At 46.5% G+C, this 13,964-nt stretch carries 12 protein-coding genes and 1 tRNA gene; 9 read left to right on the top strand and 4 right to left on the bottom strand.

Features of this window, described 5'->3' with window-relative positions; translation table 11 throughout:
• The first annotated feature begins 6 nt into the window (after window positions 1-6).
• From B7982_RS08940 to nudC, 4 genes are read left to right on the top strand one after another with little or no spacing between them, the layout of a single operon-like run.
• The gene (locus tag B7982_RS08940) at window positions 7-873 is read left to right on the top strand and encodes a glycosyltransferase family 2 protein (protein WP_088660441.1); all 867 of its coding nucleotides are present in this window, start codon (window positions 7-9) and stop codon (window positions 871-873) included.
• Window positions 874-875: 2 nt separating this feature from the next.
• Window positions 876-1,577 (top strand): glycosyltransferase family 2 protein, encoded by a 702-nt coding sequence (locus B7982_RS08945; RefSeq protein ID WP_233138459.1) that lies wholly within the window; start codon window positions 876-878, stop codon window positions 1,575-1,577.
• 9 nt (window positions 1,578-1,586) lie between these two features.
• On the top strand, window positions 1,587-2,528 hold the full coding sequence (locus B7982_RS08950) for a glycosyltransferase (protein ID WP_088660443.1): 942 nt from the start codon (window positions 1,587-1,589) through the stop codon (window positions 2,526-2,528).
• A 7-nt stretch (window positions 2,529-2,535) separates the two neighbouring features.
• Window positions 2,536-3,366 (top strand): NAD(+) diphosphatase, encoded by an 831-nt coding sequence (gene nudC / locus B7982_RS08955; RefSeq protein ID WP_088660444.1) that lies wholly within the window; start codon window positions 2,536-2,538, stop codon window positions 3,364-3,366.
• Window positions 3,367-3,411: 45 nt separating this feature from the next.
• Here the strand turns inward: nudC and B7982_RS08960 are convergent, their stop codons facing one another.
• Window positions 3,412-4,038 carry a hypothetical protein gene (locus B7982_RS08960; protein WP_088660445.1) on the bottom strand — a complete coding sequence of 209 codons (627 nt, stop codon included), beginning with the start codon at window positions 4,036-4,038 and terminating at the stop codon, window positions 3,412-3,414.
• Window positions 4,039-4,109: 71 nt separating this feature from the next.
• Between B7982_RS08960 and B7982_RS08965 the strand changes: the two genes are divergently transcribed.
• The 5 genes from B7982_RS08965 (at window position 4,110) to B7982_RS08980 (ending at window position 11,221) form a co-directional block, all read left to right on the top strand.
• A tRNA-Gly gene (locus B7982_RS08965) sits at window positions 4,110-4,182 on the top strand.
• A gap of 294 nt (window positions 4,183-4,476) precedes the next feature.
• Entirely contained in the window at window positions 4,477-6,777 is a 2,301-nt protein-coding gene (locus B7982_RS08970; protein WP_088660446.1) for an MAC/perforin domain-containing protein, read from the top strand.
• Between the two features lie 167 nt (window positions 6,778-6,944).
• Complete coding sequence (locus B7982_RS08975) at window positions 6,945-7,982, top strand: FISUMP domain-containing protein (protein ID WP_083555456.1); 1,038 nt, start codon at window positions 6,945-6,947, stop codon at window positions 7,980-7,982.
• Window positions 7,983-8,040: 58 nt separating this feature from the next.
• Complete coding sequence (locus B7982_RS14925; RefSeq protein ID WP_158212992.1) at window positions 8,041-9,087, top strand: hypothetical protein; 1,047 nt, start codon at window positions 8,041-8,043, stop codon at window positions 9,085-9,087.
• Window positions 9,074-11,221: a C13 family peptidase gene (locus B7982_RS08980; RefSeq protein ID WP_158212993.1), complete on the top strand. Its 2,148-nt coding sequence runs from the start codon at window positions 9,074-9,076 to the stop codon at window positions 11,219-11,221. Before B7982_RS14925 ends, B7982_RS08980 begins: the two co-directional genes overlap by 14 nt.
• A gap of 25 nt (window positions 11,222-11,246) precedes the next feature.
• Here the strand turns inward: B7982_RS08980 and B7982_RS08985 are convergent, their stop codons facing one another.
• From B7982_RS08985 to B7982_RS08995, 3 genes are all read right to left on the bottom strand, one after another.
• On the bottom strand, window positions 11,247-12,335 hold the full coding sequence (locus B7982_RS08985) for an HAD-IIA family hydrolase (protein WP_233138460.1): 1,089 nt from the start codon (window positions 12,333-12,335) through the stop codon (window positions 11,247-11,249).
• A gap of 5 nt (window positions 12,336-12,340) precedes the next feature.
• Window positions 12,341-12,985: a hypothetical protein gene (locus B7982_RS08990; RefSeq protein WP_088660449.1), complete on the bottom strand. Its 645-nt coding sequence runs from the start codon at window positions 12,983-12,985 to the stop codon at window positions 12,341-12,343.
• A 66-nt stretch (window positions 12,986-13,051) separates the two neighbouring features.
• Window positions 13,052-13,960, bottom strand: a complete 909-nt coding sequence (locus tag B7982_RS08995) for an aspartoacylase (protein ID WP_088660450.1) — start codon at window positions 13,958-13,960, stop codon at window positions 13,052-13,054.
• Window positions 13,961-13,964 lie beyond the last annotated feature (4 nt).

Genomic DNA, 13,964 nt, shown 5'->3' on the forward strand with positions numbered 1-13,964 from the left:
AAGTCAATGGAACGGAACAACTACAAGATTGCGATTTTGCTAGCCACTTACAATGGCGGCAAGTACATCTGGGAACAGCTTGAATCGCTGTTCCAGCAATCTTGTAAACAGTTCCATTTGTATGTTCGTGATGACGGCTCCTCGGACGATACGATGAAAATCGTCGAGCAATTTCACGGAATGTTTCCAGACAGAGTTACGATTTTAAAAGACTCGCAAAAGCACAGAGGCGCGGCGAAGTCTTTTATGTATTTGCTCGAAAATGTGGATTCCGAGTATTACATGTTCTGCGACCAGGACGATATTTGGTTGCTGGAGAAAATTGAGAAAACTCTTGCTCGGATGAAGGAAATCGAGAAGGCTGTTGCCGAAGCCCCGAAAGTTGTCATGGATGGAACTGCCGCGAAAAACGTGCCGATTCTCGTAGCGACGGATTTGGGCATTGTCGACGAACAACTTAATTTACTTTCGGAATCGTTCAACAAAGATTTGAAAATTGACGTTTTCCGCAAGCACCCAGAATTAATTTGTGTGCGCCACGTGGTCACCGGTTGCACGATGATGTTCAACCGCGCCGCAAAATTGGCAGCACTCCCGATGTCTCCTCTCGCAACCATGCACGACGAATGGGTCGCCCTTTGCGTCCACTTCAAAGGCGGAGTCATTTCGATTCTCGACGACTCGACGATTCTTTACCGTCAGCACACCAGCAATACGCTTGGCGCAGAACAGGCCCGCAAAGGCTTTTTCGCACGAGCCATCGCACGTGCAGGGCAAAAACAGTTCTTCCAAGTCGCAAAATTGCTCCACAAGGATTTCGGATTATCGTACTTAAAGTTCTTGATGTACAAAATTTTGTATAGTTGGTTCTAGGTATGAGAAGAAGCATTTGCATGGCGACCTACAATGGCGCCAAATACATCAAGGAACAGCTGGACAGCATTATTCCGCAGCTTAGAGAAGATGACGAGCTCATCGTTTCTGACGACGCCTCGAAAGACGACACTCTGAAAATCATTGAAAGCTACAACGATCCACGCATCAAAATTTTCCACAACGAAAATCACGGCGTTGCACACAACTTTGAAAACGCCATGCGACAGGCTACGGGTGACTTGATTTACTTTGCCGACCAAGACGACGTCTGGTTGCCGGGCAAGCTCGACAAGATGGAAAAGTTCCTCACGGAAGGCGGCTATGACACGATTCTTTGCAACTGCTCGCTCGTCGATGCCAACTTGAACGTGATCAAGGAACGCCATTACGATGAAAAATGGCCGATGAAAAAATCGCTCTTGCGAAACATCATCAACAATTGTTGGCTCGGCGCTTGCATGTGCTTTACCAAACAAGTGAAAGACGCTTGCATGCCGTTCCCGCCGAAAGTTGTCGCGCATGATTTGTGGGTCTCGTATTACGCACAAAAGCATTTCAAGTGCGGCTACCAAGACGAAGTTTTGCAGCTTTACCGCCGTCACGAAAACACAGTCTCGTTCACGGGCGGCAAGAGCACGAACAGCCTCTATTTTAGAATCGCATACCGCGCTTACCTCGCGTGGCATATCCTTTGGCGTTAGGCGTAAAGCATGAAAATTTGCATCACACTCGCAACTTATAACGGAGAAAAGTATCTCGCGCAGATGCTTGATTCTTTGGTCGCGCAGACAAAACCTGCCGATGTTATAATAGCAGTGGATGACGGTTCCAAAGATTCTACATGCGAAATTTTGGAAAGTTATAAAGACAAGCTCCCGCTAGAAATCACCAAGTTTGAAAAGAACAGAGGGCACCGCGCATCGTTTTCGACTGCATTGGAAAAGGCAAGCAAATTACTCGCTGACGACGACTTGATTTTCCTTGCCGACCAAGATGACATTTGGCTCCCGAATAAATTAGAAGTGATGAGCCAGAAGATTGGCGACAGTTCCATGATTTTTGGCGATGCCGAAATTATCGATGGAGACGGAGTCGTCACAGAATCATCGTGGCGAAAGAAGGCGTGCATTGTTGAGCACTTGAGCCAGCAAGCGCTTCTTACAGGCTACACGAATGTAACCGGTTGTATGGTTGCTTTCAAGGCAAGGCTTTTGAAGACTGCGCTACCGATTCCGCAAGAGGTCCCCGTACACGACCAATGGATTACGCTTTGCGCAACCGCAGAAAATGGTTACCGAGCTATCGCAGATAAAGTTATTCAGTACCGCATTCATGGCAACAACGCCATCGGTGAAGGCAACAAAACTTGGAGTGAAAAGCTCCAGACGAATTTGCAATGGGCAAAGGCAGTCAAAGGCTCGAACCTTTTCGAGAAACTGCCAGACGAAAGCCGCCGATTCTTGGACAAGTTCATTCTGTTCTTGGAATTACGCTTTAGCCATGCGTTTTTATCGCCGCTATGGTTCCCTTGGATTTTAAAGAACGCCCGTAATATTTATCCGCAGGTTCACAGCGCCCCCAAAATGATTGCACGAATTCTGTTCTCGTTCGTGGGCGTCTCGACCGCCAAAAAATTTTTCAATAAGAAATAAAAATCCTATGATTCACGAAATTACTCCGCACAAGTTTGATAACGAATTTAAAGACATTGCACCGAAGCCCACCGATTACTTGATTTTTTTCAATGGCGAACAAACGCTTTTCAAAAAGGCTGGCGACAACTTCGCCATTCCGCGTGTGAGCGAATTCCCGCAATGCGAATGCCATTACTTGATTAGCATCGACGGTGACGCTTATTTCTTGTGCAATACAAACTTGCCAGAAATTCCAGAAGGTTACGAGTTCCGCGGCAATCGTACGTTCCGCACGCTTGAAAGCCATTTGGAACGTCTCGGTGGTGCCACGTCGGCACACATTGCTAAGTGGGAAAGCTTGAACAAGTTCTGCGGTAAATGTGGATGTCTCATGAAGCGAGGGCTCAAGGAACGCTCCATGATTTGCCCCAGCTGCAAGAACACCGTCTATCCCAAGATTTCGCCGGTCGTGATTGTCGCTGTTCACAATGGCAACGAGCTTTTAATGGCTCGCAATTTGGACAATCCGGACAAGACGCGCATGTTCCTCATTTCGGGATTTGTGGAAATTGGCGAATCCCTCGAACAGGCAGTCAAGCGCGAAGTTCTTGAAGAAGCAGGCGTTCGCGTGAAGAATATCAAGTACTTTGGCAGCCAACCGTGGCCGTTCTCGGAATCGCTCATCTCGGGCTACACAGCCGAACTTGATGGCGATTCAACCATTCACATGCAAGAGGCGGAACTCGCTTGCGCCACTTGGGTCAAACGCGAGGACATTCCCGAATACGACACGAGCGTGAGCATCAGCAGTTGCTTGATCGAAAACTTCCGCTCGGGATATACGATTAAGGAATAAGGATTAACGAGAAGCGCGGCTGAGGAGCCGCGTATTTTTTTTCAGTTACTTTTCCGAAGCTTTATCGGCTTTCTTTTTCGATTTGCTCGGAGATGCTTTAGGCGTTGCTTCAGGCTTGTTCGCGAGCACGACGTATAAAGTATCGTGAATCACGACAGTATCACGCACGACAAGTGTATCGTGGACAAAGACCGTATCGCGAGAGCAAACAACATTTGCAGCACTGCTTGCGGGAACCGCCGCAGACGAAATCGGCTTCGACGCACTCGAGCCTGCCGTATTCAGCAAAACACTAGAGCTAGACTGCGCAGCGCTCGAAAGAGCGGCACTTGATTGCGCGACGTTCACCCCAGACGGCATTTTCTCAATCACCGTAATCAGCGAATCACGGACATTGCGGAGGCTATCCAACTGCTTGCGGTAGCGCGTCTTATTGCCCGGACGGCGTTCTCTAGAATACTGAACTTCAATCTTATCGATTTGCGTTTCGACGCCCTTAAGTTCATCAAATATAGGACCTTCGCCTTGCACAGAACCACTCGGCGTAAAGAAGTTTACGAAACTATCAAAAAAGCCGCGTTTTGAACCGCCCTCGCTCCATGCAATGTTCGTCGAAACAAGACAAACGAGCGCCACTACGCCACAAACAGATTTAAACTTGAAATTTTGCATATTTCAATAATAGAAAAAAAGAAGGCATACCTTTACAAGCCCCCTAATTTTACTAAATTAAGACTACCCACGCGGGAGTAGCTCAGTTGGTAGAGCGCGACCTTCCCAAGGTCGATGTCGAGGGTTCGAGACCCTTTTCCCGCTCGAAAATAAAAAGTCAGGCACAAAGCCTGGCTTTTTATTTTACTAGTGATATAAGTGGGTCGAGAACCCGAGAAGAGGGTTCGACAAAATTCGGTCATGCACGAAGTGCGAAGAGCGAATTTTGGAATTATCGCGCAAGTTTGGTTCTTTTTCTTCAAAACATTCCAACTTGGAATATTCAAGTTTCGATACAATTTTCTTACACTCATTATTGACCTTCTCACCCCAAAAAAATGATTTTTCAATCATAATGCACTCAAGTGCCTAAACATTTCTTAAGAAGGAGGGGTAATCATGAATTACTCAAATACCCACAAATCTTCTGTGGAATTAACTCTCATATGCGCCTTAACCGCAGGTCTAGTCGCGTGTTCAGACTCTCCTAGTGGGGGGAACGAAAACTCCATTGCAGTCGAAGTGTCTGGCAAGACTGTCGGCGACACGTTGATGTTGGACATGATGGACAGCACCTACGATTTCAAGATCGTGGCTGACGGAAAATGGCGCATCGAGGATGAAACAGGATTTATTCAGTCGATTAGCAAAAAATCCAGTAGCAGCGATGCGACCGTTAAAATTCGTTTAACCACAAACGATTTGGACGAACGTTTTGTGGGCAATCTGCACATTGTGTTCCCTGAAGACACCTCCCTGAACAAGACCATTACCGTAGTGCAGAAGTATAACGGCGACTACGATGATAATGCGGTGACTGAGCTGACGCAGAGTAACAAGGTTTATGCTATTGGCTATGGCTATAATGCCATTACTGGGGGCTATCCCGACTATGAAGCTATCAAGTGTGAAATTTTTGATGTCAAAAAATTGAATGAGGATGGAGGCGTTTCTATCGGGCCGACGAAGGCAAGCCTCAAGACTACAAGTATTACGGGGTCGACAATTTCCGATATAAGTTTCCAGTTGAGTTCCAAAGTTAATGTTGAGGGCGGAATAGCAGGCTTTTCGGGAGAAATCGGAGCCGCATTTGATATGAACACATCGAATAAGAGTAATTATGAATATGCATTGACCTATCTGGACCTTGCTGTAAAGACTGCGGGTTTTGATCTTCCTTTGGAATTGCTCAAGTCTGAAGAATATATGAAAAAATTCGCCTACAATTCCATTAATGGATTGAATACAAGTTACCCAAGTACTAATGAAGGGTTCAAAAAGCTGGTTCGTGATTTTGGAACCCATGTGGTATGGGGTTCGAGGCTTGGCGGACGCATTCGTCAATCGATGACGGCAGATGTATCCAAGATTACATCCAAATACGATATCAGCGCTTTCGCCAAGGCTGCGTACAAGGGCGTTGTTGACGCGAGTGCCGAAGTGAGTACGGAAATGAAATCGAGCTTGGAACAAAACCTTTCGAATGTGAATATCGATATAGATGTTCTTGGGGGGGATGATGGTTTAGCGCTTAAATTGTCGGATTCCAAAATTCTGAATAATGAAGATGTGAACAAGTGGAAACAGTCTGTTTCAAAAAATACCGGCGCAGCAACTCTTATCGGTTTTTCGGATGGAGGCTTAATTCCACTTTATGAATTGATTGACGAAAGCCTTGGCGAAAAGGCCAAGGAACGTAAGCAAAAACTCAAAGATTATTTGAACGGTAAACAGGTCGCTTCTGATTTTGAGTATGGCTATGACTGTGGGACCGTGACCGAAATCGATGTACCGAAGATAGAAGACCTGGACACCAACACCTTGATTAAGGATATTTACTTGGGCGGACAACTGGTGGCGAAGGCCATGTTGGAATTTGTGCCGCTCCTGAACCTCAAAGAAAAAGTGATGGTTATTTACCCCGTCATCAACAACAAGGTCCGCTTTAACTTGGGCTTCTACATTGGCGACAAGGACCACAAGCCGGCCCGTGTCAGCTGGGATGGAACCGATGCCGCCATAGTCGAATATGAAAACATGAACTTCGGCGCGGCGAAGAAACTCTATATTCGAGGAGCTTCTGTGACGAGTGTAGCGCCTGAAGGCACGGAACATCATGCAGGCACGGTTGAAGACGCTTATTTAGCTTCGAAGATTTACGTTCCTAAAAAGTATCCTCCCAATAGTGAAAATGATTTAAGAGATGGCAAAGTTCAGAATCATAATTATCCCTTGGTTAAGGTTTTCAATCGTATTTGGCTCCGCGATAATTATGCTAGCACCATTGATAAAACAGGAAAAGAATATCAATATGTAGCTGTCGGTGAAGGAACTTTTAATGTTGGCCACGGTTTAGATAACAAGCCCATTCTCATTTACAAAGTCAAAGAGAAGGATAAATTTGTTCCATCAGGATGGAGTATTCCTACTAAGGAAGCATTCCAAGAAATTGAAAAAGTTTTTAAAAACAATAAGATTACTAACTTAGGTGCAGCCATGACGAGAAAGAGCGAATGCGACTCGAAGGATGTTAAAGGAAATATTTGCGGACTTGTTGGGTTAGGATTACGGAAAGATAAGAATGGCTATACGAGTTATTATGCAATAAATAATGGCCAGATCGGTGTGGAAGATGGTGCTAGCACCTTTAATATTTTGGAGGCGGCCGCATATGACGCGCTTATATTCTATCAGGAATAAAATGATTTATCAATAAATTTCACGTATAACAAAAAGTTCCCCCGCTTGGGGGAATATTTCTGCATATAGACTATTCTAAGTTGGAGCGTTGTTCGAGTTTTTTTTATTGAATTCATGTTGAAAAGAATTATTTTAAAATAAAGTATCCGTCAAAGAAGGAGAAAATCATGAGCTTTGCAAAAAGTTATAAATTCACGATGATCGCACTTGCTTTGTGTGCGGTCGGTTTCATTGCCTGCTCGGATTCGGACAGTTCTAGTGACGCAAACGGTGAAGACAACGTGCTCTCTATCAAATTGGGTGAGACGCCTGTCAACGGTGGCGTGCTGTTGCTTGGCAAGGGGGAGAGCTTCTATGAACTAAATCTGGAATCCAACGGTGAGTGGCGTATCGAAAATAATTCCACTTTTATCGATTCGGTCTTGCCGGAATCGGGTTTGGGTAATGCGGATGTGAAAATCCATGTGAAAAAGAATGATTCAGAGGGGCAGCGTAAGGGGGAATTACGTGTCGTTTTTCCCAAGGACACTAGTCTGAATACAGTCATTGATTTGAGGCAGATGTATAGCGGAGATTATGAAGATAATGACGCTTCTTTTGATTCTCTTGAAATGGGTGCGATTTTCGCTTGTAGTTTTATGGGACTGTTTAGCAAGGAGGCTGCGTTACAGTGCCTGACGGATGCGTTTGAGAAGAGTGAAAATTATAGGGTTGATCCCCGTGATGGTAAAATGTATAAATTGGAAAAAATCGGCTCGCAACTTTGGATGGCAGAGAATCTTCTGTATGAAACACCGAATAGCTATTGCTATGACGACAATGCGGATAATTGTAAAAAATATGGTCGACTTTACGAATGGGATGCGGCTATGGAGGCGTGCCCCAAAGGGTGGCACTTGCCGAGTAAGTACGAATGGAATGAATTATTTTATGGAATTGTAAAAAATAAGGGCAAGGCTCTCAAATCTACTTCAGACTGGCTGCGCGATGGAAACGGAAGTGATGACTACGGCCTTAACGTTTTGCCTGCAGGTTACAAGGATAGCGAGTATCGTTCCTTAGGTGATATAGCACGGTTCTGGACTTCGACAGATGATCACGGCTATACTGCGTTCTTGGTACGTATAGAAGCGCTTAAAGACGATGCCTATCTGAACGAAGAGGTAAAGTACAACGCAAACAGTGTTCGTTGTCTAAAGGATTAGTTTTTCAGAACAACAAAAATATTCCCTCGTTTGAGGGAATTTTTTTATCATTAAGGTAATGATGTTAAGGCTGTTTTTTGGATTCTTTCTACTATTTTCGCTGTATGCCTGTTCCAACAGCGAATCTGTTTTTGATGCTGTGCAAAATCGCCCGGGCATAGCGAACATTACGCTTGTGGCAAGCGTCAACGGCATTGGCGATAATAGCTATAATGACCAGATATTGGCAGGACTATTCCGGTTTAATGAAGATAGTGGAGTGCCCTTCCGTCTGCTGCAGCCGGAATCTATGGACGAGGCCGATTCACTTGTGCAGGCGTGGCTCAAGGAAAATGCCGACACGGATTCCTCGTTGCTTATCCTGGCGTCTTCGGCGTATGCCGGGTTGGCGCAAAAACTTGACATCCGTTTTTCGGGTGACGGGAACAAGGTCCTGTTGTTTGAGGCCGACTCGGCGGGCTTTCCGCAAGACGTTTATTCATTCTCGATTGACCGCTATGGCGCAAGTTACTTGTCGGGGGCAATTCTGGGCATAAATCCCTGCATGATTTTGGCGGCGGCACCTGGTTTTGCGAGCCTTGAAACATCGATTGATGGCTTTAGGAAGGGTTACGATGTGCATAAGACGATAGCAGATACTTTGGGGGTGGATTATCTTACTTACAATGAAAATGATGAAACGGCTTTTAACAACATTGAATTTGCCTACGTGGCTACTTTTTCGATAACGAATTATATTCTAGATGCGGATAGACCTTCGGCTATTTTTCCTTTGTTGGGGGGCGCTATCAAGGGCGTGCGTCGGGCCTTGATCGATTATCCGAATACGGGACACTTTATGATTGGGATGGATGTTGACCAAAGCGGCGTGTTGCCAAAGGTGCCGTTTACTTTGGTCATTGACATTAAGGGGATTGTTATTCGCTACTTGGAAGAATGGGCTTTGGGTAAGGATTGGCCTCGGTTCCGCTCTTTTGGCTTGGGTGACGGTGCCGCCTCGATTGTGTTTAACAAGAATTTTGACGATACGAAAGAGTTCGAAGCCCGCTATGAAAAGTATTATGACGAAGCGGTTCGCGAGGAGGCTCGCCATGCAAAGAAGTAAGCCTGCTCTGCTTTTGATATGGATGACGGTAGCAATACTTTGCCTTTGCGGCTGTTCTGATAATTCCGTCTCTGCCAAGACCGATACGAAAACGCGTAAAATCAGGGTCGCCGTCATGGCGAAATCTTCTGAAATGGTCCGTTGGAAACGCAGCGCCGAATGGGCTTTGGAAAATATGGAAAAAGCTCAGGACGGGCTAGACCAAAAGGTAAAACTGCAACTGGAATTTAAGAACCAGGATGATGCCGATATCGACGAGTATATGGAAAAGGTGGCTCACGATACGGACTATGCGGCCATTGTGGGGCCCACTCAATCGGACAAGGCGTACCGCATGGCGGAACTTTTGCGGAAAAGTGCGAAGCCGATTCTTTCGCCCAAGGCGTCGAATGTGGAATACCAGCGTTTTTTTGCCAACATGCCGAATTTGTGGAACTTGGTTGAAAACGACTTTATGCTGATAGAATCCGCTTTCTCGCATTTGGCTAGTTCTTTTGCGTCTATTTTTATGAATGAACTGGAACTTACACTTTTGGCTCCGTCAAGCGAGTTGAATGGCGGACTCGTAAGTTCTTATGTCGACTGGCTAGGTTTTATGGCCGAAGAATTCGGTCTTAAAATAGACAGAATCTTTTTGTACAATGACGAAACCGAACTGCGGAAGCTTACGCAGACTTATTTGGAACGAAGGAAGCCGTATAGCGTTTTGTTATTTGAACCCTATGATGACAAAATGGCCTTAGCCTTTGATGATGAATTGTATCAACAGGATGTCGCTTCTCAAGGTGGAATCCGAGTGGTGTGTTCGAATAATTTCGCTTCGGACTCTATCGTGAAAAAACTTCATTACGATTTTTACCGTGGCTTTGATTTGTACGCAAGGCCCGAGTCTGGGTTTGCGCAAGCATACCATGAACATTTTGGCGAAGACATTCTCAATGGCGAAGCGCATTTCTTTGATGCTCTGTATATTTTGGCGTATGCCGCGACTTATTCCGTTTCGTCGGGCTTGGAATTGAATGAATCGATTAGAGCTGTGCTCGGAGGAAGGGACGGTACCGGCGGCGATTGGATGATTGCCGGAATGCATGAAAATTTCAAGTCGTTGCAGAACGGACGCTTGCCTGATTTGACGGGGGTATCGAGCTCTTGGACTTTCTTGGATAGGGACAACAGTGTGAGCGGTTCAGTGTATCGCGGGTGGAATATTGCTGACCATAAATATGTCACGAATGATTTTACCAGCAACGACGACTCGAAACATTCGATAAATCCAGAAGAAAATTGGCTGGATTTTTTCAAGGCCGATGTGGATACGAGTTTTTTCGAATATGCAGATTCGAATATTTCTTACAATGACGTTTCAAAACATTGGGCGCTTTTGGTTGCAGCCTCATCGGGCTGGGCAAATTACCGGTTTCAGGCGGACATCTTTGCCATTTACCAGAAACTCAAGAAGATGGGGTACGACGATGACCATATTATCGTGATTGCCGAAGATGACATTGCAAATCATAGTCGCAACCTGTATCCGGGGGAACTGTTTATCCGTTTGGATGGAGACAATGTCTATGAAAATGGTGTGGTTGATTACAAATTAAGTTCCGTAACGGTGTCTGATCTAGGAAATATATTAAGGGGAAATTCAAGTGATAAGTTGTCAAAGGTCCTCCGTGCAAAGTCGACCGACAATGTTTTTGTCTTTTGGAGTGGTCACGGAATGCCGGGGTATTTGGAATATGGTAAAGACAAGGTTAGTTATGAGCAGATTGTTGCGCTGATAAAAGAAATTCCGCACCGCAAGGTGTTGGTTGCCGTGGAGGCCTGCTATAGTGGTGGACTTGGTGAAACGGCGGAAAAGGCGGATATTCCTGGTATCGTTTTTCTAACAGCGGCGTCGCCTTATGAAACGAGTAAGGCGGATGAACGAAACGAAGAAATGGGCGTATACTTGACGAATAGTTTTACCCGAGGTTTTACGAAGCTGCTTGATGAAACACCCGACGCAACGCTGAGGGACATGTATGTCGAAATCGCAAGTAAGATTTCGGGTTCGCACGTGCAGTTGTACAACGTGAACCATTATGGAAATATCTACAAAGAAACGATAGGTGAATTTTTTGTAATAAAATAAAAACGCAAGCTTGGTTCTTTTTATTTTACGGTTCCAAATAATAATCCGGGCGAATACCGAGAGCAATTTCATCCGCTTCGAGTTCTTCAGCAGGCACATTTCGCCCGACAACTAGAGCAGAATCGAAGCCTGCAATTTTCGCGCCATACACGTCTGTTCCAAGCGTATCTCCAATCATCAGCACGCGAGAGCCCACCGGAAGCGAAGCTTTGACACGCTCCCAAATCTGCGGGAAGGGCTTGCCCAAGTAATAGGTTTCACAGCCCTCGCCCCCATTCGCCTCACACATAGAATCACGACGCAAGCGTTCCGAGAGCGCACCCGAAACAGGCTCACGAGCCGTCACACCATTTTCATCAGGCACTTTCGGAGCCCATGCATCCGAATTCAGCACGAGAAGAATTGCACCCGGTTTCTGCAAAATTTTGACCGCGCGCGCATAAGTTTCTGGCGTGTCTTTCGCAGACGAAATTGCCACAATCGGCTCGGCAGGTTCTGCATCCATCGCAACTGCGGTAATTCCACAAGCTTTCAAAACATTCCTGCCCGATTCACGGCCGATGTAATAGACCTCGCGCAATTCAAGCGGTTTCGCAGCAGTTCCACCAGTGCATCCATTCACAATTCCGGCAGCCGCATTTGTCGCGACACCCGAACGCAACTGTTCCACGAGTTTCGGTAGCAAGCTTCCCGACGAAATCGTTTCTTCCGTCGAAAAGTCAAAGCCACGCTTTTCCGCAGCACGAGCCAAAACGCCGTCCACATCGGAAGCGGCATTTGTCACTAGGCGAAGGATTTTACCTGCACGGCGAAGCAACTGAAACCAATCCATTGCACCGGGGTAAACAAATCTATCACGATTGTAGAGGGTGCCGTAACCGTCAAAGCAAAAAACATCGTAGCGGTCCAGCAAATCCGCCATGTGAACATGGCGAGGGACTGCACAGGAATCGCTCTGGATCCTATCGGGCAGAGCCCTCCAGGATGACAATTCAGTTTTGCAAAGAAATGGAGATCCCGGAACTAGTCCGGGATGACATGTAAAGGAGCACGCCGTTTGCGATTCAATAATTTGCTTGTAGCGCAGGTAGATTTCAGTTTCGAATTTATCCATAGCGATTATGCGTCGCTACGGAGGATGCCGTAATCGCGACCTTCCACGGGAATCACAAGTTGCAACTTCGAAAGCGTCTTGATATGCTTTTCAAAGACGACCTTGAAATCTTCGCCAAGTTCTTCTTCGTCATCGTGATCGAGATTGTAGGCAACATAGCTGCCATCCGCAAAAATCGAGATGCAGCAATCCCACGTGATATCGCCTTCCTGCGGCTGTTCATCATCGGCACGGTCCTTGCTTTCGAGCATCAGAATCGGGCGCGGTGCAGGAATCGGTTCGGCATGGCCATTTTCAAAAATAAAGTAATTGCGGCTCACGAGTTCATGTTCAAGAGCCATCGTGCTCGGCACACGAGCAAATTCGCCACGCAAGCGGTTGATGTTTCCAAGGTCATCTTCGTACGGGTCCTGGAAATCTTCGGGCAACACAATCTGGTAGTAGTCAAACTTTTTACCGCTAGCGGCATAGTTGTCCTGCCAGGACTGAGGCGGTTCCGGGCGAATCGTCAAGAAGTCTTCAAAGGCATCCAGAATATCGTTCAAACGGGAAGTCCAAGGTTCGTCCTTCAACTTCTGCACGAGTTCCATAAAACTGTTCAGGCTTTCTTCGCCCGTGATAGACTTCAATTCTTCTTCGTTTTCTGCCATATCAGACCTCTAATTTTTACTGTACAAATGTAGAAAAAAGACAAGCGCCGCGACTCTCGCCGCAGCCTACCATTCTTCCACGGTTTTCACCGTGAGGCTCATGGCGATGTCTTTCTCGTAGTACGCAGGCTCGTTGATGAATATCGGGTAGACCGAGCGACCGTCCGGTTCGCCCTCGAACAAGATGTCCTTGCCATCAAACGTGCGGAAAAGTTTGTCGCCTTGTCTGAGTTCGCGGTAATCGTGACCATCCAATTCCGGGTGGATCATCGCCTGTATGGCGCCACCGCCCTGCGGCTTCGGGTATCCCAAGTCTCGCAGCTGCGTATAAACTTCAACCTTAATCGGAGCGCGCTTTTGCAACTCTCCACGGTTCCATTCCTCAGCAAGTTCCAAATAACGTTTCACAAGCTTTTCGGAACGTTCAAAAATAGCGGCATTCAGCGTTCCATGCTGCTGCGGGCCAATTTCAATGCAAACGTCCGCCTTGGCGACCGTTCCAAAATACGGTGAAGCGCTACGTTCTTCGGGCTGGTAATAAATCCAGGCGTCCTCGAATTCTTGCGTGAGCACAGCCGAAGCCTTCATCGTAAACGGATCACGAGTCGAAAGAATCAGACAATAGCCCATATTCGAGCCCGTGTTGTGCACGTCCAAAATCAAGTCGGTGCGCGTATTTTCGCCCTTGGGCCCGTAAATCTTATTGAGTTCACGAGCGCGGCGGAATTCGTACGGCGCAGGTTCCACAGACATATCCAAGCAAGCCTGAGCAAATGCGCGATTCAAATCATGGTCACGGTAACGGCGATTGAGGCGAACCGCCTCCGGATTTGCAAGCACAACATCAACCGTTGCCGATTTACAAAGCGTATTATAACATTCAGGATGAGCCTTCCACTTTTCGACCAGGCTCACGCCCGTGCGTTCGTTGCCATGCGTTCCACCGGCAACGACAATTGTGTTGATTTTACTCATAAAT

The organism is Fibrobacter sp. UWB2, from assembly GCF_002210425.1.
In the GTDB taxonomy this organism is placed as follows: Bacteria; Fibrobacterota; Fibrobacteria; order Fibrobacterales; family Fibrobacteraceae; genus Fibrobacter; species Fibrobacter elongatus.

Coding starts and splice junctions, on each gene's coding strand:
- B7982_RS08980 (WP_158212993.1), top strand. CDS start 9,074: ATGCAAAGAAGTAAGCCTGCTCTGCTTTTGATATGGATGACGGTAGCA.
- B7982_RS08985 (WP_233138460.1), bottom strand. CDS start 12,335: ATGGATAAATTCGAAACTGAAATCTACCTGCGCTACAAGCAAATTATT.
- B7982_RS08975 (WP_083555456.1), top strand. CDS start 6,945: ATGAGCTTTGCAAAAAGTTATAAATTCACGATGATCGCACTTGCTTTG.
- B7982_RS08950 (WP_088660443.1), top strand. CDS start 1,587: ATGAAAATTTGCATCACACTCGCAACTTATAACGGAGAAAAGTATCTC.
- B7982_RS08970 (WP_088660446.1), top strand. CDS start 4,477: ATGAATTACTCAAATACCCACAAATCTTCTGTGGAATTAACTCTCATA.
- nudC (WP_088660444.1), top strand. CDS start 2,536: ATGATTCACGAAATTACTCCGCACAAGTTTGATAACGAATTTAAAGAC.
- B7982_RS08960 (WP_088660445.1), bottom strand. CDS start 4,038: ATGCAAAATTTCAAGTTTAAATCTGTTTGTGGCGTAGTGGCGCTCGTT.
- B7982_RS08940 (WP_088660441.1), top strand. CDS start 7: ATGGAACGGAACAACTACAAGATTGCGATTTTGCTAGCCACTTACAAT.
- B7982_RS08945 (WP_233138459.1), top strand. CDS start 876: ATGAGAAGAAGCATTTGCATGGCGACCTACAATGGCGCCAAATACATC.
- B7982_RS08995 (WP_088660450.1), bottom strand. CDS start 13,960: ATGAGTAAAATCAACACAATTGTCGTTGCCGGTGGAACGCATGGCAAC.
- B7982_RS08990 (WP_088660449.1), bottom strand. CDS start 12,985: ATGGCAGAAAACGAAGAAGAATTGAAGTCTATCACGGGCGAAGAAAGC.
- B7982_RS14925 (WP_158212992.1), top strand. CDS start 8,041: ATGATGTTAAGGCTGTTTTTTGGATTCTTTCTACTATTTTCGCTGTAT.